Source organism: Helcococcus sp. SA-HE-C1 (assembly GCF_985670335.1).
In genome coordinates this window covers 1131780-1155634 of the sequence record NZ_OZ484652.1, presented here as the reverse complement: position 1 = coordinate 1155634, position 23855 = coordinate 1131780, and the positions used below count along the sequence as shown (strand labels likewise).

Sequence of the window (23855 nt, the reverse complement as noted above, 5' to 3'; positions counted from 1 at the left end):
GTAATTCTATGCGTAAACATCTTGATTTAGGGTATAAATATTATCGATATATAACTATAATTAAGAAAGGGAGGTATTCATGTTCACGCAATTTATAAACAATGAAATTTTGATTGTTTTAATTTTGTCAGTAGGTCTTACGGCTATAGCGTTAGAGTTGATTGTTCCAAGTTTTGGGATGATAGGAGTTGTCGGGATTTATCTAATCTTTGAGTCGATATTATCACTGAAAAACTTCTCAAATCCTTTGATTTACATAATAATTTCAATTATAATTGCTAGTGTAAATACATTTTTGATTGCAAAAGTTTTTTTACGAAATATTGATAGCAACAAGTTGGTATTGAATAAAAATCTCTCGAAGTCGAGAAGTAACAAAGATTCTAAAATTAGAGATAATTTAGTAGGAAGAGAAGGAGTAGTTGTTAAAATTATGCGTCCATCTGGTGAAGTTAAAATTGACGATATAATATATATGGCTATTTCAAGTGGAGATTATATAGATAGAGGCGAGAAAGTTAAAGTTGAAAAAATTAGAGGTAGCAAACTTTATTGTAGAAAAATTAATATTTAAGAAATAGAAGGAGAGAATATGACAAAATTAGTGAATGCTATAAATAGTTTAAATGGTCAGTTGATTGGTACAATTTTTATAATTGTAGTTGCTTTAGTTTTAATATCATTATTTTTTACATTTATTCCTGTAGGACTGTGGATAACAGCCTTCTTTTCAGGGGTAAAAGTAGGATTAGGAACATTGATTGGTATGCGTTTGAGAAGGGTATCTCCACACAGAATAATTAATCCACTAATTAAGGCGACAAAAGGTGGTATTAGCATTGAAATCAATGAACTTGAAGCTCACTTTTTATCTGGTGGTGATGTAAATAGGGTGGTAGATGCTTTAATAGCCGCACAAAGAGCGGATATTGATTTAGAATTTGAACAGGCAGCAGCAATTGATTTAGCTGGTAGAGATGTATTTGAAGCGGTGCAAATATCTGTAAATCCAAAAGTTATACAAACCCCAACTATTGCAGCAGTTGCTATGGATGGTATAGAAATCAAAGCGATAGCAAAAGTTACAGTTAGAGCAAACTTAGATAGATTAGTTGGAGGTGCTGGTGAAGAAACAATTATTTCAAGAGTTGGTGAAGGGATAGTTACAACAGTAGGTTCATCTAGATCTCATAAGGCAGTATTAGAAAATCCAGATTTAATTTCACAAAATGTTTTAGAAAAAGGATTGGATTCAGGAACTGCATTTGAAATTCTATCAATAGACATCGCTGATGTGGATGTAGGAAGAAACATAGGTGCTGCACTTCAAGCTGATCAAGCAGAAGCTGATAAGAAAATTGCACAAGCTAAGGCGGAAGAAAGAAGAGCTATGGCTGTTGCTCAAGAACAAGAAATGCAGGCAGAGGTTCGTAGGATGAAGGCTAAAGTTGTAGAAGCTGAATCAAAGGTGCCATTAGCACTTGCAGAAGCTTTAGATATCAGGTAAATTAGGGGTTATGGATTATCTAAACATGAAAAATATTCAAGCTGATACAGATATGAGAAAAAATATTGCCGGAGATGAAATAAATAACGAAGGTGAATAATCATGGGAATATTCGATTTTTTTGAAGAAATAATAGAAGAAATAAATAAAGAAATTAAAAACACAAATAATAGTGGGAAAGTATTGTCTGATAGTAGAAAAATTAAAAAAATGGAGTATATAGATTTAACTAAAAAGGTTGAAACTCCACAAGAATCCTACGAAAGAAAGAAAAATCAAAAAATATTGAAAGAAAGATTAGAAAAAAAATTTAAAAAAGAAGAAAAATTTGAGGAAAGATATGGATTTCATGTAAACCCTGCTGATAAAAAGTATTCATATAGTGATGAAATGGAGTCAGAGATTTCAGATACTGTTCAATATGAAGAAGATAAATTATATAGAATTAAGGAATCTAAAGATAAAGAATCAAAGATAAATTTCTATGCGAAAAAATTAAAAAAAAGGGAAAGTGCAAGAGAAGCATTTATAAATAGTATAATATTTAATAGAAAGATATAGGTGGGAAGTTCCTATATCTTTTGATATTGAGGAGGAAAGTATAAAAGATTTAGTTTATAAAATAGACGATCAAAGTTTATTAAGTATTTTATTTGGAAATTTAGATAAAAATATTACATATATTGAAAAAGAACTAGGAGTGAGAATCAAGATATTAGATAACAATTTATTGATTAGAGGAGATGAAGAACTGATAAAACTCGCCGAGCACTTACTAGATGTATTATTTCAAATCATAAAGTCAAAAAATGAACTTAGTATGCAAGATGTAAGATACGCTATAAGTATGGAAAAGAAAAATAACAGTGAAAACATTAAGAAATACTTAAATGATATTATAGTTACAACATATCAAGGAAAGCCTATTAGACCAAAGACAATCGGGCAAAAAAAATATATTGATACAATAAGAAAAAATGATGTGGTTTTTGGTATCGGTCCAGCAGGTACAGGTAAGACTTATTTAGCAATGGCAATGGCTATTGAAAAGTTTAAGAAAAAAGAGGTTTCAAGAATAATCTTGACACGTCCAGCAGTTGAAGCGGGAGAAAGCTTAGGATTTCTACCGGGGGATTTACAAGAAAAAATAGACCCATATTTAAGACCGCTATATGATGCTTTATTTGAAATAATGGGTCCAGAAACTTATCAAAGTCTTATGGAAAAGGGAGTTATAGAAGTTGCACCGCTTGCTTATATGAGAGGACGTACACTTGATAATGCGTTTGTGATATTAGACGAGGCTCAAAATACTACACCCCAACAAATGAAAATGTTTCTAACAAGAATAGGTTATGGATTTAAAGCTATTATTACTGGAGATATAACTCAACTTGATTTGCCTTCAGGTAAAATATCAGGACTGGTAATAATCAAAAAAATCTTGAGAAATGTAAGAGGTATTGAATTTGTTGAGTTTGATAAATCTGACGTTGTTAGACATCCTCTGGTACAAAGAATAATAGAGGCTTATGAAAATTTTGAAGATTCTCAGAAAAAGGATAATCATGGAAATATTGATAGAAAATCTAACGAATAATATAGAAATTAATGCTGAAACTTTTAATGATATCGAGAAATCAATTAAGACGGCCCTAAATTATTTAGGTTATGGAGAAAATTATGAAATTTCAATATCTATAGTTGATGAAGAAGAGATTAAAAGCCTAAATTTAGAGTATCGAGGAAAGGATAGCGTAACGGATGTGCTAAGTTTTCCTCTATTTGAGAAAAATCAAATACCTAAAGGGGGTATGCTCGGGGATATAGTAATTTGTGAGCAAAGAGTTTTAGAGCAAGCAGACGAATTGGGACATTCATATCAGAGAGAATTAGTGTATTTAACGATACATTCACTTTTGCATTTACTCGGATATGATCATGAGTCTTTGGATGAAAAAGTCGAGATGCGAACTAAAGAAAAAGAGATAATGAAGTTGTTAGGGATATTTAAATGAAAAATTATGATAATGAAGAAACTAATAAAATAAAGAATAATAGCAGCATATATGCATCTTTTGATAATGCCATAGAAGGAATAGTGGAAAGTATTAACACTGAAAGAAACATGAAAATACATTTGATTTCAGCTTTTTTTATAATACTGATATCTTTTTTTCTTGACTTTTCAAGGGTTGAGTTAATTATAATATCTATCACTATTTCTTTAGTTATAGCCTTCGAACTTATAAATACAGCGATTGAAACTCTTACTGATATGGTTGTTGAGGGGAAATATAGTAAACTTGCAAAAAAAGTCAAGGATATTTCTGCTGGAACAGTTTTAATTATGTCTATAAATTCAATAGTTGTTGCATATTTGATTATTTATCCAAAAATAAAAAGATTTTTTTTCAGTGACTCTCTTTACGAAAAGGTATTTACAAATTATGAGCATTTAACGGTTTTATCTTTGACGTGTGTTATATTTGCGACAATATTATTGAAAGGTATTTTCTACAAAAAGAACACTACATTTTTAGTTGGAGGAATTGTTTCAGGTCATAGTGCAATAGCGTTTAATATTGCGACTATTCTTACAATTATAGTGAGTAATATATATTTAAATATTTTATTTTTCATACTAGCAATAGCTATATCGGTATCTAGAGTAAAGTATAAATTTCACACTAAGATAGAAGTTATATTAGGATCACTTTTAGGAATAGCGGTAGCGCTTTTATTCTTTATAAAATATATATAGGAGAAATATGTTTAAATCAGGATTTATAACAGTAATAGGAAGACCAAATGTTGGTAAATCAACATTATTAAACGGATTAGTTGGTGAAAAAATTTCAATTATTTCTGATAAACCTCAAACGACAAGAAATAGGATTCAAATGGTTTATACGGATGAAAAAATGCAATGTGTATTTTTAGATACGCCCGGGATTCAACAGCCCAAAAACAAACTGGGTGATTATATGTTGTCAGTTTCTAAAAAAACACTTAGTGAAGTTGATTTAATAACATTTATGGTAGATTTAAGTGAAAATATTGGTAAATTAAATCAATATATTCTAGAACTTTTAGAGGATGTTACTACAAAAGTTATCTTATTAGTAAATAAGATTGATTTAGCTGAAAGTCAAACTCAAATTGATGAATTAGTTAAGAAATATGAAGAAACTGAAAAATTTGAAAAAGTAATAGCTATATCAGCTATAAATGAGCAAAACTTTGAAAAATATTTTGATGCAGTATATGATATTCTAGAAGAGGGGCCATTATACTATCCAGAAGATATGATAACTGATCAACCGGAAAGAAATATTATTGCTGAAATAGTCAGAGAAAAAGTTCTTTTGAATATGTATGACGAGATACCTCATGGTATAGCGGTAGAAGTTATTAAGATATCAGAAAGAAAAAATAAAGAGTTGATGGATATTGAAGTAAATCTTTATGTCGAGCAAAATTCTCATAAGGGAATGGTGATCGGTAAAGGTGGCTTAATGCTCAAAAAAATTGGTACAGAGGCAAGAAAAGATATTCAAAACTTACTTGATATTAAAGTAAATTTAAATATATGGGTTAAGGTAGCTAAAGATTGGCGTAAAAAGGACATGAGGTTAAAGGATTTTGGATACCTATGATGCAAAAGCATTTGTAATAAGAGATGTAGATTATGGAGAATCAAGCAAAATATTGACTTTATTTACAAAAGATAGAGGACTTATTTCTGTGATGGCAAAAGGTGTCAAATCTGCTAAGTCTAAAAAGTTAAATTTAATATCTGTATTTACAGAGGCTAATTATGAACTAACAGAAAAAGATGATTTCTACTTCTTAAAAGATGGACAGATAATTGAAAGTAACTTAGAAATACGAAAAAGTATAGACAAAATTTATCTAGCACAGCTATTTTTTGATATAATAGAACGAACAAGTTTTAATTATGAAGATGAGAATATTTATTTACTTTTAAAAAAATCAATACTCTATTTACAAAAAACAGATAATACTATAAGATTAGCGAATATGTTTTTATTAAAATATATATCGATGATTGGTTTTAAGCCATATTTAAATCTAAAAAATATAGATAATAAATTTACAATATATTTTTCATTGTCAAAAGGAAGAATAGTATACAAGAGTACATATGACAATGAAACAGTAAATATTAGTTTTAAGGAAGCTAAATATTTAGAAAAAACACTTTTAGAGGTGTTAGAAAATATTGATGAAATAGAAAATGATATCGATGAGAAGAAAATTTTTAAATTGATAATTAATTTTATTAAATACAACCTAGACATTACTATGCCTCAATCATATTATGGGTTTATTAAATTAAAAGGTATAGATTAAAGGAGATTTTATGCATTTACAAGAGATGATAGAGAAATTAAAAAATTATTGGGCAAATAATGGTGCAGTAATTTTAGAATCCTATGATATAGAAAAAGGAGCAGGGACTATGAATCCTCATACATTTATGAGAGCATTAGGTCCAGAGCCTTGGAACACAGTTTATGTTGAACCTTCAAGAAGACCCGCAGATGGAAGATATGGCGAAAACCCAAATAGACTTTATCAACACCATCAATTGCAAGTTATCTTAAAACCAAGTCCTGAAGATATTCAAGATTTATATTTAAAATCGCTAGAATTAATAGGGATAGATCCTACCATTCATGACATAAGATTTGTTGAAGATAATTGGGAAGCACCGACACTTGGAGCATGGGGTGTAGGTTGGGAAGTGTGGTTAGATGGTATGGAAATTACTCAATTTACATATTTTCAACAAATAGGGGGGATTTCTCTTGATATAGAAGTTGGTGAAATCACTATGGGTATAGAAAGATTAGCTATGTACATTCAAGACGTAGACTCAGTTTATGACCTCAAATGGAATGATAATATTAAATATGGAGATCTTTTCCACGTTTCAGAGTATGAGAATTCTTTGTACAGTTTTGAAAAAGCGGATGTTAAAATGTTAGAAACTACATTTGATTTATATGAAAAAGAAGCATTAAAAATGTTAGATGAAAAATTAGCTATACCAGCATATGATTACGTTTTGAAATGTTCACATATTTTTAATGTGTTAGATGCTAGAGGATCAATATCAGCATCAGATAGAAATAATTTTATTCAAAAGGTAAGGAATTTAGCAAAAAGAGTAGCGAGTGTACATCTTGCTAAAAGAGAAGAATTAGGATTTCCATTGATCAAGAAAGAGGTTGAAAATGAGTAATTACCTATTGGAAATTGGGGTAGAAGAATTTCCTGCAAAGCATATCAAATCCACACAAAAACAACTAGTACAAGGTATAGAAAATGTTTTAATGGATAATAATTATATTTTCGAGAGACTTTTTGTTAATAGTACACCAAGAAGATTTGCAATTGAGGTGAATGGAATAGCTACTGATTCAGAAAATTCAATAGAAATGATTAAAGGGCGGCTAAAAAAATAGCCTTTGATGAAGAAGGAAATCCATCAAAAGCTTTGCAAGGATTTATGGTAAGCAAAAGTATTACACTTGATGATATAGTCTATGAAGAAGTAAATGGTGAAGATTATATTTATGCAAAAATAGAAAAAGAAACAGTTGAATTGGATAAATTGCTGGTTGAAAATATTCCTCAAATAATTAAAAGTATCTCTAATCCTAGACAGATGAGATGGGGAGGAAAAAATATTAAATTTTTAAGACCTATCAGATGGATAGTATCAATATTGGATGATAAGGTGTTAGAGTTTGATTTAGAAGGAATCTCAGTATCAAATATTACAAGAGGCCATAGAACTTTAGGAAATAAACATATTGTAATTGAAAAAATTGAAGATTACGAAAAACTGCTAAAAGATAATTATGTAATCGTTTCTGAAGAAGAAAGAAGAAAAATTATAGTTAGAGGTATAAATAGGTTATCGAAAGAAAGAGGAGGAAATTATATAGCTGACGAAGACTTATTAAATGAAGTAGTACAGATAAATGAGTATCCTACACCATTTTTAGGTGAATTTGATTCTGAATACTTAAATTTACCAAAAGAAATTATTATAACTCCAATGAAGGATCATCAAAGATATTTTCCAGTAATAAATGATGATGGAAATTTACTTCCTTATTTTATAACCGTAAGAAATGGTGATAATAAAGGGATAGAGAATGTAATTGATGGAAATAAAAAAGTATTATTAGCTAGATTGGAAGATGCGAAGTTCTTTTATAATAAAGATATTAAAAATACCCTTGAGGAATATGTTCCAAAGCTGGATAAATTAGTTTTCCAAGAAGGTTTAGGTAATATGCTAGATAAGAGCAATAGATTGATAAAATTATGTGAAATAATTGGGGAAAGAATTAGTTGTGGTGATGAGGCGATTGATTTAGCAAAAAAAGCAGCTTATTTATCAAAAGCAGATTTAGTAACATCTACAGTTATTGAATTTACGAATTTACAAGGTGTTATGGGTAGGATTTTTGCTGAAGAAAGTGGTGAAAATCCATTGATTGGACAAGCAATTGAAGAACAATACATGCCTGTTAAAGCTGGTGGTGAACTACCTACAACTACAAGTGGTATAATTTTATCATTGGCAGATAAAATTGATAATATAACTGGATTGCATTCTATAGGCATAGAAGTTACGGGTTCACAAGATATGTATGGACAAAGAAGAGCGTCATTAGGAATACTTAATATACTTATTGAAAACCAAATTAGTCTTAATTTAGAGCCTATTATAAGAGAATCACTTTATAGTTATGTAGATAGCTTTGGTGAAACATTTAGTTATAACGATGTTGTTGAAAAAGTAATGGACTTTATTAGAATTAGATTTAAGAATTTAATGCTAGAAAAAGGTCTAAGATACGACGTTGTAGATTCTGTAGTTAAAGCAGATGAAATGAATCCTTACAGCATGTATAGTAAAGCTGAAATGATAAACAATCGATTTAAAGAAGATAGCAGATTTAATGATCAAATAACTAAATATTTAAGAATAGTGAATATATCGTCTAATGTAGAAGCTCATAAAATTGAAGAAGATAGATTAGATGAAAATGATATAAAAATTTATGAATTATTAGAAAAATTAGATGATGTAGATGTTTTATTTAATGAACAGAAGTTTAAGAGTGGCTTAGAATCTTTAGATATTGTGGTTGATAAAATGGATAAATACCTAGATGATACTCTGATAAATGTAGATGATGAAGTTGTTAGAAAAAATAGGCAATCCTTAGTAAAAATGGTATGTGACAGAATTTTAAGAATTTTTAACCCGAAAGAAGTAGTGAGGTAAAAATGGTTAATTTATATGTTATTTCAGATTCAACAGGAGAAACAGCAAATCAATTAGCGAATGCGATTATGATCCAATTTCCAGATGTAAAATTTAATAGGGTCAGAAATTCTAAAGTTGTGAATAAAGAGCAAGTTGATAATATATTTTATGGTGTAACGGGTAAAACTATAGTATTGACTACTATTGTTAATAATGATGTAAGAAAAGCCATAGAATCAAGAAAATCAGATGATTTTATAGTGATTGATTTATTAATGGGACCGGTAACTAAAATGGAAGAATTTTTGGGAGTTACAGCACAACATGAAGTTGGATTAATGAGAAACTTAAATAATAGCTATTTTGATAAAATTGAAGCTATTGAGTTTGCTATGAGTTTTGATGATGGTAAAAATCCAAAAGGATTTTTAGAAGCAGATGTAGTTTTATTAGGTGTTTCGAGAACATCTAAGACTCCATTGTCGATTTATTTAGCAAATAAATCGTATAAGGCAGCAAATTTACCTTTAGTACCTGAAATTACAATACCAAAAGAAATATATGAATTAGACAAAAATAAATTAATTGGATTAATAATTGATCCGGAAAAATTAAATGAAATTAGAAATCAAAGGTTGATAGCTCTAGGATTGGATCCAGAATCGTCTTATGCAAATGACGGAAGAATCGAAGAAGAGTTAAAATATTCAAGAGATTTATTTGAAGAGTTAGGTTGTGAAGTTATAGATGTTTCTAAATCTACAATTGAAGAAACAGCAGCAAAAATAATAGAGCATATAGAAAACAATAGATAGGATATCATATGGGGTTTATTCCTGAAAATCAAATAAACGAAGTAAAAGATAGACTAGATATAGTTGATATTATATCTAAATATGTAGAATTAAAAAGGGCGGGATCCAATTTTAAGGGATTGTGCCCGTTTCATAATGAAAAAACACCATCTTTTATAGTGAATAGGGAAAAGAATAATTTTCACTGTTTCGGTTGTCATGAAGGTGGAGATGCAATTTCTTTCATAATGAAAATGGAAAATATATCATACATTGAAGCGGTAAAATTTTTAGCGGATGAGTTAGGGATTATTTTAGAAGAAACCGAATATAATAAGGAAAAAATTGAAAAAAATAAAAAATATTATGAAATTAATGCTGTAGCCGGGAGATATTATTTTGACAATTTTAGAAAAAATAATCTTCCTAAAAAATATTTACAAGATAGAGGAATCGATATAAGTGTCATAAATAATTTTTATTTAGGATATGCAGAATCAAATAATGGTCTGTATGAACATTTGAAGAAAAAAGGAGTGGATGATCAAGATATGCTTGATCTAGGTCTGGTTGGAAAATCTCGAAATGGAATGTTTTATGACAAGTTTAGACAAAGATTAATTTTCCCTATATTAAATAATAAAAATAAAGTCATAGGCTTTGGAGCAAGAACATTAAACAATCATAAAATAAAATATCTTAATTCTCCAGAATCCGATATTTTTATTAAAGGTAAAAATATTTATGGCGTTCATATTGTAAATAAGACTAGAAATAATAAAAAAATTATTTTAGTAGAAGGATACATGGATGTCATAGGTTTATATAATCAAGGGATAGATTATGCTGTAGCGACTTTGGGGACAGCACTGACAGAAGAACAAGCTAAATTAATAAAAAGATATAGTGATGAAATATACATAGCGTACGATGGTGATGGAGCAGGAATAAAAGCATCATTGAGAGCAATTGAAATATTTAAGAATATGAATGTCCAATTAGGAATTTTATCATTTCCTGATGGTTCTGACCCTGATGAATTTGTAAATAAATATGGAAAAGAAAAATTCGAAGAATTATTAAAAAATGCAGATGATCCAATTGATTTTAAGCTTCAAAAATTAGCGGAAAAAAAATTATCTAAAATGGATCAAATTAAAGAAATAATTGAGTTTCTATCAGATATAGAAGGAAATGTAATTAGGGATTTATATATTGATAAAAGTTCTAGATTTATTGGTGTATCTAAAGATTCTCTTAGAAGAGATGTTGATATAGAGATTAAAAAAAGAAAAAAAGAGAAGATCATAAGACAAATAATTTTAATAATAAAGTATTTGGGTATAATCTAAATACGTCTAAATCGAAGAAATCAGAAAGATTAGATGAAAAAAATATACAATTACAAAAAGAAATTGTAGTACAATCTATAATGGATATTAAGTATTATCAACAACTTAAAAAATATGAAGAAAATATAGTTGAAGAAGATCTAAGGGCTTTATATTCTAAAATTTCAGATTTACATGAAAATCTAATAGAATTAGAAGATTTGATAAATTTAAGAGAATTTAAAGAAAATAAACTCAAAGAAATATACTATCATAAGAAGAATAATGAAGAGAATTTATCCGATATAATTTATGAATTGACAGAGAGAGTGGATAGATTTATACTCGAAAAAAGAAAAAAAGAATTACAAGATATTATTTCATCAGGGAAGGGTACAAGTGAAATCCTTAGTGAATATACTGAAGTGATAAAAAAATTGACTTAAGGAGGATACATGAAAGATAAAAATATTGAAATTGAAAACTTAAAATTATCAATTATAGAAGAGGCTAAGTTTATCGCAGAAGAAAATAGTGGGACTTTATTAATTTCTCAATTAGAGTCAATTCATGGATACAGCAATTTAGATGAAGAGGAAATTGAATCAATAAGAAAAGAATTAAATGATTCTGAAATTGATTTATTAAAAGATGAATTTTTACTGAGAGAATCGGATGATATAGAAGAAGTAGATTATGATAGTATTGATGATGATGCTGCTGAATATAATGATGAAGATGAAGAAAAGACAGATCTTAATGAATTAAAGGGTGTTTTTATTGATGATCCCGTAAAAATGTATTTAAAAGAAATTGGAAAATTAAATTTACTATCAAAAGAAGAAGAAATCAAACTTTCTAGACAAATGGAGGATGGTGATATTGCCTTAAAAGCAGTACAAAATGAAACATTTACTATTGAAGAAGAAGTGGAATTATCTAAGAGACAAGTTTATTTTGATATTGCAAAAAGTATCCTAAATGGTTACAGTAGCCTTGAAAAAGGAGAAACATTTCCTGAAAATAAATTAAATGAAATAAAATTTATTTATTATCTAAGGAAATTTACAAATGCAAATACAGTTAACGAAGAAAGAGATAATAATGGTTTAGATTTATTAAAGTCTCTTAATGACCTCGTTGTAACAAGACTTGATAAATCAGTTATTTCTGATGAGCAGATGAATGATATTTCAACAGCAATAGAAATGATTAAAGCGATACTTTTTGGTCTTGTAGTTCCAGAAGATGAAGATTTAGTATTAGATGGAAAGAGTATTAGTGAGTATAAATATATCGAAGATTACACATACAAGAATAAAACGGAAATAATGAATCTATCTAAGAAGATAAATGAAAAGACAGATGATGAATATCATTTTTTCACTGATTTTTCAGAGTTAAATATTGAACCTATTTCTGAAAATGAAAAACTTTCAACACAAACAAAATATGAAATATTAAAATATTTTGTTTACTCTGATGTATTAGTTCGTGAAAGACATAAAAAAGATAATAGAATAGTAGTCTCTGATGAAGAGGAAAATTATCGTTCTTTGGATGCTGGGATTGAAAAAATATATAATAGAATTCACGGAAATGGCAATGATTCAAACAGTTCTCTATTGAGTATGGATGAATATGATATACTAAAGGGAATCTATGAAAAAGGTAAGCTTAATGAAAAAATAATTCAAAGGGCTGAATTAGATGACCAAGACATTTCATATCTAAAGAAAAAGTATAGAGTTGGTAAATTAGCTAAAGGAAAACTTGCTGAAACAAATTTAAGACTTGTAGTTTCAATTGCGAAAAGATATGTTGGTAGAGGCATGAATTTTCTAGACTTAATACAAGAAGGTAACTTAGGGTTAATGAAGGCTGTTGAAAAATTTGATTATAAGAGAGGTTTTAAGTTTTCAACATATGCTACATGGTGGATTAGACAAGCTATTACTAGGGCGATTGCAGATCAAGCTAGAACAATCCGTATCCCTGTTCACATGGTGGAGACGATAAATAAACTTGTAAGAGTACAAAGACAATTAGTACAAGAATTGGGAAGAAATCCATCAAATGAAGAGATTGCAAAAGAGATGGGGATTGAAGTAGAAAAAGTAAGAGAAGTAAGAAAAATTGCTCAGGAACCAGTATCATTAGAAGCTCCTATAGGTGAAGAAGAAGATAGCCATTTAGGAGATTTTATAGAAGATGAAAAGGCATTAGCTCCGGATGAAGCAGTTAATCAGACTATACTAAAGGAACAACTTGAGGAAATCCTATCATCACTGTCAGATAGAGAAAAAAGAGTTATTGAGTTGAGATTTGGATTGTTAGACGGTGTACCCAAAACTCTTGAGGATGTAGGAAAAGAATTTGATGTTACAAGAGAGCGTATAAGACAAATTGAAGCAAAAGCAATAAGAAAACTTAGAAGACCAGGAAAAGGTGATAAAATTAAAGATTATTTAGAGTCATTCTAATAAAATGAGGAGTTTATGACTCCTTATTTTTTCGAGAATACAGAGGTTGATATGAATAGATTAGAAACAATTATAAATTATATTGATGAAAATAAAGTGATAGCTGATATAGGTTCAGATCATGGAATTACTTCCATAAAAATTTATGAAGAGAAAAATCCAAAAAGAGTGATTGCAACAGATATTTCAAAAAATTCTCTACAAAAACTTGTGGATAAATTAGAATACTTAAACTACGACATTGAAACAATGGTAACTGATGGTCTAACAGACTTGCCCAATGACGTAGAAGAAATTATTATATCGGGAATGGGAGGATTTTTAATTCGTAAAATTTTAGAAGATGGAATAAGTCTAGCAAAAAAGGCTGAAAAATTAATTTTACAAGGAAATAATTCTTTAGAGCATTTAAGAAAATGGCTACATGATAATAATTTTGAAATAATAGATGAAACATTACTAGAAGATGAAGGATTTAAGTATACTATAATAGTCGCAAAATATTCTATCAAAAATATTATTCCATACAAATCAGATTTTGACTATATATATGGGAAAAAACATATTGAAGAAAAAAATCCATTACTAATTGAAATTGTAAAAGACGAAATAAATCATTTACAAAAAATTGTAGACAAAATTTCCGGATTAGATACTGATGACGCTATAACTAGAATAGAGGAATTAGAAAAGCGTGTTAAAAATTTGAAGGATTTATTATGCGAATTAGTGAGTTAATAGAAAAAATAGAAAAGAAATTTCCTTTAGAATTTCAAGAAAAATGGGACAACTCAGGGTTTTTAATTGGAAATATTGAAAATGAATTAAAAAATGTACTGGTATGTTTAGAAATTACACCCGAAGCTATTAATGAAGCAAAGGTTAAAAATTGCAATATGATAATTTCTCACCATCCATTAATTTTTTCAGGAATAAAAAAAATTGATATGGATTTTAAAGGTAAAAAAATTTTAGAATTAATAAAGAATGACATTGCTCTTTACTCAACGCATACGGCTATTGATGTAAACGGATTAAATGAATATATTTTTGAGAAAATTGGATTTACCTCGGAAGGCATTATTTCACCTACTGTCGAAAAATATGGATATGGAAATTACCAGTCTTTAAGAATATCTGAAAAAGAGATAATTTCAAGGTTAAAAGATAGCTTAGGATTAGAATATGTTGTTAAATATGGAAAGAAAGAAGAATTTTACAAAGTAGGATTGATAACCGGGGCTGGTATGGATTTTATAAATGAAGTAAAGGCTTTAGACATAGATTTATTTATTACTGGAGATATAAAGCATCACGAAGCTATGGATAGTGTTGAAATGGGAATAAACTTGATAGATATTACACATCAAGGAAGTGAAAAATATTTTGCTGAATATATGAAAAAGTTCATTGACGATATGAAATTAGATATAACTACTTTTGAATACTATAATATAAAAAAATATGTGCCTAAAATACTTTAGATTGTCTAAAAAGTTTTAATATGATAGAATTATATAGCGAGTATATTGGATAATCACGAGATTTCTCGAGGAAAGTCCGTGCACCACACAGCAGAATGCCAGATAACGTCTGGTGGAGGCGACTCTAAGGCTAGTGCAACAGAGATATACCGCCCGTAAGGGTAAGGGTGGAAAGGCGAGGTAAGAGCTCACCAGCATATAGGTAACTATGTGGCTATGTAAACCCCATTCGGTGCAAAATCAAAATAGGATAAAAACCCAGTAGCTGGCTGGGCGGTAGGTAGATTGCTTGAATACATAGGTGACTATGTATCTAGATTGATGATTATCGATAACAGAACACGGCTTATAGATATGCTCGCAAATACATATTGCAATTCCGGAGGCAACAAATGAAATTAAAATTAGTTACTGAAAAATTTATTCCGAAATATGCTACAAAAGGGTCAGCAGGTTTTGATTCTTTTTTGCAACAATAAAAAAGAAATAATTGCGAAACCGAATCAAGTAGTAAAAGTGCCAACTGGATTAAAAATGTCCATTCCAGAAGGATATTTTGGTGCAGTGTATCCAAGGTCTTCAGCTGGAATAAAAAGCAGAATATCGTTAGCAAACTCAACGGGAATAATTGATAGTGATTATAGAGGAGAATTGATTTTATTTTTAGTAAATAATGGAGATGAAGAGTTAGTAATTAATAACGGAGATAGATTAGCTCAAATGGTAATACAGCCATTTGTACAAGTAGACTTTGAAGTAGTAGAGGCTTTGGATGATACTGAGCGTGGTGAAGGTGGAATTGGAAGTACAGGAAAGTAAAATAAAGAATAATATTATGAATAAATGTATTAAATTGAGTAAATAATTGTTAAAATTTTAAGATTAATATGAGATTAATTACTATAGTAATTGATATATTTTGATACAAAAAAGTGTATCAATGCTTGATCTTATTGAAAGAGTATCTCCTTTACTGACAAATCAGTAAAGGGGATACTTATTTTTTAGAGTTTAAATTGATACATAAAATTATTTATAGACTTCTTTTCAATATTAAATCCGTCTACTATTTTAATGCTTTTATGTTATTGACAATAAAGCTATTAAATTTCAGACACTCTATTTCCTACATCTGAAATTATAAATTCAGCTTTAATACCAGTATCCTCAGTATATTTAGGACCAACATAAGCTTTAAATTCTTCTATTTTATCAGATTTTACGATTGCAATTCCACAACCACCAAACCCTGCTCCAGTCATTCTAGCCCCTAAGCAATATTCAAAATTATTAGAATGCTTAGTTATTGAATCTAAATGAGGGCCGGTAACTTCATAAAGCTCCCTTAAGCTGTCATTTGACTGAATCAATAAATCACCTAATTCTTCAATATTTTTATCTCTTAAAGCCTTAACTGTTTTTTTTACTCTTAAATCTTCTTCAACAACATGTTTTGCTCTTTTTCTTACAACTTCATCCTCAATTTTTTCAAGTAAATGAAATTCATCTTTTTTTAAATCACATAAATTTTCTATATCAGTGTATTTTTGAAGAATCTCAAGTGCTTTTTCACATTCTGCACGTCTCTCGTTATATTTAGAATCTTTTAATTCTCTTCTTTTATTAGTGTTTAAGATAACAATTTTTTCATTTTCTAATACAAAAGGAACATATTCGAAATCGAGAGATCCAGTATTTAATAATATGGCATGGTCTTTTTTTCCATTTGCTATTATAAATTGATCCATAATACCAGTATTTACTCCGATAAATTTGTTCTCACATTCCATACCTATTATAGCTAAATCTTTGTATGGGATTTTTCCGTCATTGTAAAATACACTCTGGATTTCTCCAATTAATACCTCAAGAGAAGCAGATGATGAAAGACCGGACCCATTTGGAATATTTCCGTAAACTAATATGTCTAATCCTCCAATTTCAAATCCATGTTCTTTTACAAATTTAGAAACACCTAGAGGGAAATTCATCCAATCATTTTCTTTATTATATTTAATGTTTGTTAGATCAACTTCACCTTCAGTTTCTAGATTTAAGCTTTTTAATCTTAAAACATTTTGATTATTTTTTCTTGCGATACCATAAGTACCAATTTCGATTGCGCAGGGAAATACTTGTCCACCGTTATAATCAATATGCTCTCCAATTATATTAATTCTACTTGGAGAAAAAAAAGTCTTGATTTCTTTTTCATTTTCACCAAAATGAGAAATGAATTTTTCTTTTAATTGATTTATATCCATATTATTTTGCCTCATTTTCTTTATATTTTTTATAAGTTTCTCTTAATTCTTGAGCAGTATCTTCAACTCTTCTTGGATTGGTTTTTGCCCAAACACAAGTTTCAGATGAGGCATTCCATTTAATTGAATTTGCACCCCTTAGAGGAGGGAAGAATTTAACATGGAAATTATAGTAAGATTTAGATTCTTTTTCTAACTCACTATTAATTGGATTTTGATATATACCCATCATATATGGAAATGATTTATCAAATACTGCATCAAATGTACCTAATAAATCTTTAAGGATTTTGGCAAAATCCTCTTTAATTTTTTCATTAAAATCTTCAAAAGTGTAAATATTATTTTCTTTAGGTACTAAATAAACTCCATAAGGATAGTCGGTGTAGAAGGGAAGAAAAGCAACAAAGCTATCATTTTCTATTACAATTCTTTTCTTTTCTTTTAGTTCTTCATCTCTTATTTTTAAAATTAAACTTTCTCCAGTTTTGTCAAAATGTTTCTTTGAATTTTCTAGTTCTAATTTTATTCTTAAAGGTGTAAATCCATATCCGTAGATTTGACCATGTGGATGGATTTGTGTTGTTCCAACTTCTTCACCTCTATTTTCGAAAGTTAAAATATATTTAACATTATTATCTTTTTTTATTTCAATAAATCTTTCTTTCCACAATTCAATTAATTCTTTAATATGATTTACAGGAAGTTGCCATAGTGAGGCGTCATGATCCGGTGAGTAGAGGATAACTTCGGCTTTACCATATGACTTAGCAGTTTTATAAAAATCTGTGGCAACATCATCAGGCATTGGTGGTTCTGGCATCATTGAAGGCCAGTCATTATCATATTTTAATACCGTATATGTCTCTTTTATTTGTTCTGAACCAGGACAAAAAGCACAATAATCTTTTGGTCTATCTGGTCTGTTCTGTCTATCACCATTTACAATTGTCCAATCATTAAGTAGTGGATTATATCTAAATTCAGCCATAATTTCTCCTTTTATTATTACTAATTAATAATAATTTATCAATTTTTCTTATTTAAAAAGCAATCAAATACTAAAGTATTAGATTGCCTTTTGATTTATTTCTTAGTTAAGTATTTTCTTGTATCTAAAGCTACAGCAATTATTATTAAAGCACCTTTAATTACGATTTGCCATGCAGAGTGAACTCCGATAAATACAAGCCCATATGTGATAACTTGTAATAAAATAACACCGAGTACAATACCCCTTATTTTACCAACACCACCAGAGAATGATACACCACCGATAACACAGGCTGCAATAGCATCCAAGTCGTAGTTTGTACCCAAGTCAATTCTTACAGAACCAACCCTTGGTCCTTCTAAGAAACCAGCAATACCGTACATTATTCCTGATAGTAAAAATACAGTTAAGATAACTCTATCTACGTTGATACCTGAAACTTCAGCAGCTTCTTTATTACCACCAACAGCAAACATTTTTTTACCTAGTTCAGTTTTATTCCATATAAACCACATAAATATTACAGCTATAGCAGCGAATAAAATTAAATATGGAATTTTATATCCTCCAATATTCAACCCTTCAGTTGCTAGTGCTCTATAGTTTTCCTTAAATCCACCAAGAGGAGTAGGTCCTTTTGGATGAGCATTTATAATGATTTGGATTAGACCGTATAAAATTAATTGTGTACCTAATGTTGCGATAAATGCGTGCAGTTTAAGTTTAGCAACACCAAATCCATTAAATAAACCAATTAAAGCACCGGTTATAACAGCTGCACCAAGTCCCACAACAATTGGTAATTCAGGCATATCTGGGAAATATTTTGTTGCTGTCCCAGAAGCTTGTAATAATATTGTTGATATCATTGCAGTTAAACCTATTGCACGACCTGCGGACAAGTCGGTACCCGCTAAAACGATCAGACCACCAGCACCCAAAGCTATAATTAATTTTGTAGAAGATTGGGTTATAATGTTTAGAAAGTTTTGAACACTTAAAAAGTTGGGTTCACTAACAACGATATATAGTATTAAACCTAATATAACAATCATTAATCCTTGATCTATAAGAAACTGAGTGATAGTTTCCTTAGAAAATTTCTTTTTTGTTTCCATAATTACTCCTATAAATATTTTGTAGCTAAAGACATAACCTTGTATTGGTCGGATTCTTTAACATCTACTATTCCAGCAATTTTACTATTGCTCATTACCATAATTCTATCACAAATACCAAATAGTTCCGGCATTTCTGAAGAAACTACTATAACACCTTTTCCATCATTGGCTAAATCAATTATTAATTGATAAATTTCATATTTAGCACCAACATCAATACCTCTTGTAGGTTCGTCAAGAAGTAAAACTTCTGGTCTGGTCAATAACCAACGTCCAAAAATAACTTTTTGTTGGTTTCCACCAGATAATGATCTTATTAAAGTTTTTGTATTAGGTGTCTTTACTCTCATTGAAATAACTTGTTCATTTGTAGCCATCTTCATCTTACTATCATCTAGTAGAAAACCTGACTTGTATTTTTTTAAACTTGAAATAGTTGAGTTGAAAGTAATATCTGCATAAGGGAATATACCTGTAAATCTTCTTTCTTCGGTAACTAAAGCGAAACCATTTTTGATAGATGCCTTAGGACTATTGTTATGTATTTTTTTATCGTGTAAAAATATTTCACCTTTTTCTAGAGTTCTAACACCAAATATGGTTTCTAGTAACTCAAATCTTCCAGCTCCAACAAGTCCGGCAACACCTAATATTTCACCTTTTCTTAATGTGAAATTGGCCTCTTCGATACCTGGTTTGTATTTTGAAGTTAAGTTTAAAACTTCTAAAAGTGTTTCACCGGGTACATTTGTTTTAGGTGGATACACATTTTCGATATCTCTACCAACCATTAATGAAATAATTTTGTCTATAGTTAGATCATCCGAAGATTCCGTAGCAACCCATTGGCCGTCTCTCATGATTGTTACGTCATCAGAAATAGCTAAGATCTCATCCATTTTATGAGATATATAGATTATGCCTACACCTCTATCTTTTAATTTTTTAATAATGGTAAAAAGTATATCAACCTCTTTATTAGTAAGTGATGAACTCGGCTCATCAAGTACTAAAATTTTAGCGTTGTATGAAACCGCTTTAGCAATTTCGATTAATTGTCTTTTAGCTACTGATAAATTCTCAGTAATTTCCCTTGGATTTACATCAATTCCCATATCATCAAAAATATCTTGACAATATTTATACATTTTATTTTGGTCTATCATCAATCCTTTTTTTGGATATCTTCCTAAGAGCATATTGTCGGCAACGTCTCTTTTCATAACCTGATTAAGTTCTTGGTGCACCATAGCAACACCACTTTCTAGTGCCTCTTTTGGATTGTTGAACTTAACTTTTTCTCCATTTAAGAAAATATCACCAGAGTCTTCGTGATAAATTCCAAATAAACATTTCATAAGAGTAGATTTACCAGCACCATTTTCGCCCATTAATGCATGAACTGTACCAGGTCGTACTTTAAGTTGAGCGTTATCTAGTGCCTTTACGCCTGGAAAAGTTTTAACCAAATTTCTCATCTCTAAAAGATATTCTATATTTTCCATATAAACTCCATATCATTTAAAAAGGCACACATAAGTGCGCCTTTAGTAATTCAGCAACTATTGTACTTTCTCGTAGTCCATTCTTACAGACTTTTTATCACCTTCAAAAATCTTATAGTTTGTACCTTCTGTCCAGTCTTTACCAGATAATTTATTTTTAATTAAATCAATAACACCTTTTGCCATTGTTTCATTATTTTGTCTTACAGTACCTGATAATTCTCCTGTTTTTACCTTAGCAACAGCTTGTTTTGTAGCATCAACACCGTATACTGGAATGAATTTATCAGTAGATACTTTACCTTTGTCGTCTAGTTTGTTGAAACCAGCTTGTTGTAAAGCGTTTAATGCACCGATAGCCATACCATCGTTGTTAGCAAAGATAACTTCGATTTTATCTCCATATTTTGCTATCCAAGCATCTGTAGCATCTTTAGCTTTTGTATCATCCCAATCTGCTACTTTTTCATCTAGTCTTTCAACTTCAACACCTTTTTCTTTGAATAATTTTATAGATTCTTCTGTTCTAGCAACAGCTTCAGCGTTATCATAACCACCGTGTAGTGTTACGTATTGTAATTTACCATCTCCGTTTTTATCGCCACCATTTTTCCATTTTTCGTAAGCGATTTCACCTTGCATTACACCAGCTTGAGGAGCTTGTGTACCGAAGAAGATTAAGTTTTTCAAGTCTGCTTCAGCGATATCTTTTGTAATATCTCTGTTCCAGAATACTGTTGGAATTCCAGCACTTTTAACTTTATCGATAACTGCTTTACCAGCACCAAAGTCAACGACGTTAATTAATAAAGCATCAACTTTTTTTTGTACTAAAGCATCGATTTGATCATTTTGTTTAGCTTGGTCATTTTGTGAGTCTTGGATATCTAACTCAAATGAATCATCAGCTTTATCTAAAGCTTCTAAAGCTTGTCTTACTGTACCAATATAAGGGTCAGCACCATTAAATAGTAGTACCCCAAATTTTTTAGCTTTTCCGTTATTGCCAGTTTTACCAGCATCACCACCTTTATTTTTGTTACCACATGCAACAAGTGAAAACACTAAAATTAATGATAATAATAGTGCTAATATTTTTTTTGTAGATTTCATTATAAAAATCCCTCCTTTTTTTTGTTAACTTAATTCTATAAAATATTGACAAGGTTGTCAACTATTTCAAAAATAAAATATATTAAAATAATGTTTTTTAATAATAAATTATGTAGAAATTACTAAATTTCAACAAAATAATTCATATTATAGCCATATTATTTTTATAAAATTTTTAAAAATATAGCGTGAGTAATCAATGAAAAATGATATCATTGACAAGGTTATAACAATTTTGTATTATTTTATACTTCTGATAAAATAATATATAGAAAACAGAGGAGTAATAATGGAGAAAAAAACAAAAAAAAAGAGAAACTTTATTATCACATTTATTCAGATAATATTATTCGCTATAATGATATATAGTGGATATCAAATATTTAGTTATTATTATGAAAACTATAAATCAACTCAGCAATTAAAAGAAGCAAATAAATTAGTTAATGAAGTTGAGAAAGATTTTAATAAAAATTTAAGTTTAGAAAATAAAGATAAGAAAAAAGATAATGATAATCAAGAAAAAAAATTAAGCAAGAAAGAACTAGATGAACGTGCAAAGTTAGTTGTAAAAAAGCTTAAAGAAAAAAATAGCGATGTAGTTGGATATGTAAAATTTGAGGAAGCTAAAATTAATTTTCCAATACTATATAAGAAGGGGAATAATAGTTACTATTTATGGAAGGATTTAAATAAAAATTTTTCTAGACCGGGTTCAATATTCTTAAATGGTGGTAATGAACCAGATTTTAAGGATATGAATACCACAATATTTGGTCATAATTTAAGAACAAATCCAGAACAATTTGCACCAATGTTTAAGTTACTCTTACAATTTGAAGATAAGAAAAATGTTGACCCAAATAAAGAGTATTTTGTCGAAATATATACCGAAGAAGGATACAAAAAATATAAAGTATTTACAGCATACTATTCAACATCTAATGATGATTATATTTTAAGTCAAAGAAACAAAAATAACTGGACGAAATACTTAGATGAAAGAAAAGATAAATCGATTAATAAATTTACTGATCCGCAACCATTTACATCAGATGACAAGATTTTAACAATGTCAACTTGCGATTATGGTGATGGAGAATTTGGTAATGATGGAAGATTTGTGGTTCAAGCAGTTGAAGTAGAAGTGAAGTAGAAGATATGAAATATACAATAGAGAAAATAGAGAATGGGATAAAAATAATTGGTCTAAAGAATTTCTATTTACCACATATTTTTGAAAATGGACAAGCATTTAGATGGGAAAAAACTGAAAAAAATTCTTATATTATTGTAGCAAATAATTCTGTTGCAGAATTTATGCACGATAAAGAGAATCTCATAGTATATAATATAACAGAAAAAGAATTTAGATCGTTTTGGCATGAATATTTTGATTTAGATAGAGATTATGATGAAATCAAACAATTACTTTCAAAAACTTTAGCTTACGAAAAAAATGACAGTCTTAAAAAAGCAATTAAATTTGGGGAAGGTCTTAGAATTTTGAATCAAGATGAATACGAAATAATAATTTCATTCATTATTTCAGCCAATAATCAAATTCCACGAATAAAAAATTCTATAAGACTATTATCCGAAACTTATGGTGAATTTATAGAAGAGTATAAAGGAAAAAAATATTATTCATTTCCAAAACCAGAAATCTTATCAAAAGCAAACCCTTTAGAAGTTAAAGAAATATGTCGTGTTGGATTTAGAAATGAGAGAATAGTTATTGCTTCAAAGATGTTTTTAGAACAAAATGAAAAATATTCAGATGAATTAGATGATGAGATTTTAGGGGATAATCTTTTAGAAATACCTGGAGTTGGCCAAAAGTTAGAGACTGTATACTTTTATTTGGATATAGTAGGGACAATACTTTTCCGGTTGACGTTTGGGTTAAGAGATTAATGGAAACTCTTTACTTAGAAGATA

22 protein-coding genes, 1 other RNA gene and 2 pseudogenes are annotated in these 23855 nt (G+C 29.2%); 20 read left to right on the top strand and 5 right to left on the bottom strand.

Annotation, left to right across the window (positions count from 1 at the left end; genetic code table 11):
- Positions 1-79: 79 nt before the first annotated feature.
- The 18 genes and pseudogenes from AC4KN9_RS06000 (at position 80) to dut (ending at position 15736) form a co-directional block, all read left to right on the top strand.
- Positions 80-574 (top strand): NfeD family protein, encoded by a 495-nt coding sequence (locus tag AC4KN9_RS06000; protein WP_491017690.1) that lies wholly within the window; start codon positions 80-82, stop codon positions 572-574.
- Positions 575-592: 18 nt separating this feature from the next.
- Positions 593-1607, top strand: a pseudogene (floA, locus tag AC4KN9_RS05995) (flotillin-like protein FloA).
- 2 nt (positions 1608-1609) lie between these two features.
- Positions 1610-2068, top strand: coding sequence for a hypothetical protein (locus AC4KN9_RS05990; protein ID WP_491017689.1), 459 nt, complete (start codon positions 1610-1612; stop codon positions 2066-2068).
- 85 nt (positions 2069-2153) lie between these two features.
- Positions 2154-3107 (top strand): PhoH family protein, encoded by a 954-nt coding sequence (locus AC4KN9_RS05985; RefSeq protein WP_491017954.1) that lies wholly within the window; start codon positions 2154-2156, stop codon positions 3105-3107.
- Complete coding sequence (ybeY, locus tag AC4KN9_RS05980; RefSeq protein WP_491017688.1) at positions 3076-3525, top strand: rRNA maturation RNase YbeY; 450 nt, start codon at positions 3076-3078, stop codon at positions 3523-3525. The genes AC4KN9_RS05985 and ybeY overlap by 32 nt, the downstream gene beginning before the upstream one ends.
- The gene (locus AC4KN9_RS05975; RefSeq protein ID WP_491017687.1) at positions 3522-4271 is read left to right on the top strand and encodes a diacylglycerol kinase; all 750 of its coding nucleotides are present in this window, start codon (positions 3522-3524) and stop codon (positions 4269-4271) included. The genes ybeY and AC4KN9_RS05975 overlap by 4 nt, the downstream gene beginning before the upstream one ends.
- Before the next feature lie 7 nt (positions 4272-4278).
- Positions 4279-5166 (top strand): GTPase Era, encoded by an 888-nt coding sequence (gene era, locus AC4KN9_RS05970; RefSeq protein WP_491017686.1) that lies wholly within the window; start codon positions 4279-4281, stop codon positions 5164-5166.
- Positions 5153-5884, top strand: coding sequence for a DNA repair protein RecO (recO, locus tag AC4KN9_RS05965; RefSeq protein WP_491017685.1), 732 nt, complete (start codon positions 5153-5155; stop codon positions 5882-5884). The genes era and recO overlap by 14 nt, the downstream gene beginning before the upstream one ends.
- 10 nt (positions 5885-5894) lie before the next feature.
- Entirely contained in the window at positions 5895-6779 is an 885-nt protein-coding gene (gene glyQ, locus AC4KN9_RS05960) for a glycine--tRNA ligase subunit alpha (protein WP_491017684.1), read from the top strand.
- Positions 6772-8843, top strand: a pseudogene (glyS, locus tag AC4KN9_RS05955) (glycine--tRNA ligase subunit beta). Before glyQ ends, glyS begins: the two are co-directional and overlap by 8 nt.
- Positions 8844-8845: 2 nt before the next feature.
- Complete coding sequence (locus AC4KN9_RS05950; protein WP_491017683.1) at positions 8846-9640, top strand: pyruvate, water dikinase regulatory protein; 795 nt, start codon at positions 8846-8848, stop codon at positions 9638-9640.
- 8 nt (positions 9641-9648) lie between these two features.
- Entirely contained in the window at positions 9649-10971 is a 1323-nt protein-coding gene (dnaG, locus tag AC4KN9_RS05945) for a DNA primase (RefSeq protein ID WP_491017682.1), read from the top strand.
- Between the two features lie 80 nt (positions 10972-11051).
- Entirely contained in the window at positions 11052-11396 is a 345-nt protein-coding gene (locus AC4KN9_RS05940; protein ID WP_491017681.1) for a hypothetical protein, read from the top strand.
- A gap of 9 nt (positions 11397-11405) precedes the next feature.
- Positions 11406-13433 (top strand): RNA polymerase sigma factor RpoD, encoded by a 2028-nt coding sequence (rpoD, locus tag AC4KN9_RS05935; RefSeq protein WP_491017680.1) that lies wholly within the window; start codon positions 11406-11408, stop codon positions 13431-13433.
- Between the two features lie 51 nt (positions 13434-13484).
- On the top strand, positions 13485-14171 hold the full coding sequence (locus tag AC4KN9_RS05930) for a tRNA (adenine(22)-N(1))-methyltransferase (RefSeq protein ID WP_491017679.1): 687 nt from the start codon (positions 13485-13487) through the stop codon (positions 14169-14171).
- Positions 14153-14917 (top strand): Nif3-like dinuclear metal center hexameric protein, encoded by a 765-nt coding sequence (locus AC4KN9_RS05925; RefSeq protein ID WP_491017678.1) that lies wholly within the window; start codon positions 14153-14155, stop codon positions 14915-14917. Before AC4KN9_RS05930 ends, AC4KN9_RS05925 begins: the two co-directional genes overlap by 19 nt.
- 37 nt (positions 14918-14954) lie before the next feature.
- Positions 14955-15282, top strand: an RNA gene (rnpB, locus tag AC4KN9_RS05920) — RNase P RNA component class A.
- Between the two features lie 91 nt (positions 15283-15373).
- Positions 15374-15736: a dUTP diphosphatase gene (gene dut, locus AC4KN9_RS05915; protein WP_491017677.1), complete on the top strand. Its 363-nt coding sequence runs from the start codon at positions 15374-15376 to the stop codon at positions 15734-15736.
- A gap of 284 nt (positions 15737-16020) precedes the next feature.
- On the opposite strand, the gene AC4KN9_RS05910 is transcribed toward dut, so the two are convergent.
- The 5 genes from AC4KN9_RS05910 to AC4KN9_RS05890 form a co-directional block, all read right to left on the bottom strand.
- A complete protein-coding gene (locus AC4KN9_RS05910) occupies positions 16021-17181 on the bottom strand; it encodes a galactokinase (RefSeq protein WP_491017676.1) in 1161 nt (386 codons plus the stop codon).
- 1 nt (position 17182) lies between these two features.
- Complete coding sequence (galT, locus tag AC4KN9_RS05905) at positions 17183-18172, bottom strand: galactose-1-phosphate uridylyltransferase (RefSeq protein ID WP_491017675.1); 990 nt, start codon at positions 18170-18172, stop codon at positions 17183-17185.
- A 95-nt stretch (positions 18173-18267) separates the two neighbouring features.
- Positions 18268-19293 carry a galactose/methyl galactoside ABC transporter permease MglC gene (gene mglC / locus AC4KN9_RS05900; RefSeq protein ID WP_491017674.1) on the bottom strand — a complete coding sequence of 342 codons (1026 nt, stop codon included), beginning with the start codon at positions 19291-19293 and terminating at the stop codon, positions 18268-18270.
- A gap of 8 nt (positions 19294-19301) precedes the next feature.
- On the bottom strand, positions 19302-20801 hold the full coding sequence (locus tag AC4KN9_RS05895) for a sugar ABC transporter ATP-binding protein (RefSeq protein WP_491017673.1): 1500 nt from the start codon (positions 20799-20801) through the stop codon (positions 19302-19304).
- A gap of 57 nt (positions 20802-20858) precedes the next feature.
- Positions 20859-21914: a galactose ABC transporter substrate-binding protein gene (locus AC4KN9_RS05890; protein ID WP_491017672.1), complete on the bottom strand. Its 1056-nt coding sequence runs from the start codon at positions 21912-21914 to the stop codon at positions 20859-20861.
- Positions 21915-22203: 289 nt separating this feature from the next.
- Here AC4KN9_RS05890 and AC4KN9_RS05885 point away from each other — a divergent pair, with 289 nt between their 5' ends.
- Entirely contained in the window at positions 22204-23070 is an 867-nt protein-coding gene (locus AC4KN9_RS05885; RefSeq protein WP_491017671.1) for a class B sortase, read from the top strand.
- A gap of 5 nt (positions 23071-23075) precedes the next feature.
- Positions 23076-23831 carry a DNA-3-methyladenine glycosylase family protein gene (locus AC4KN9_RS05880; protein WP_491017670.1) on the top strand — a complete coding sequence of 252 codons (756 nt, stop codon included), beginning with the start codon at positions 23076-23078 and terminating at the stop codon, positions 23829-23831.
- Positions 23832-23855 lie beyond the last annotated feature (24 nt).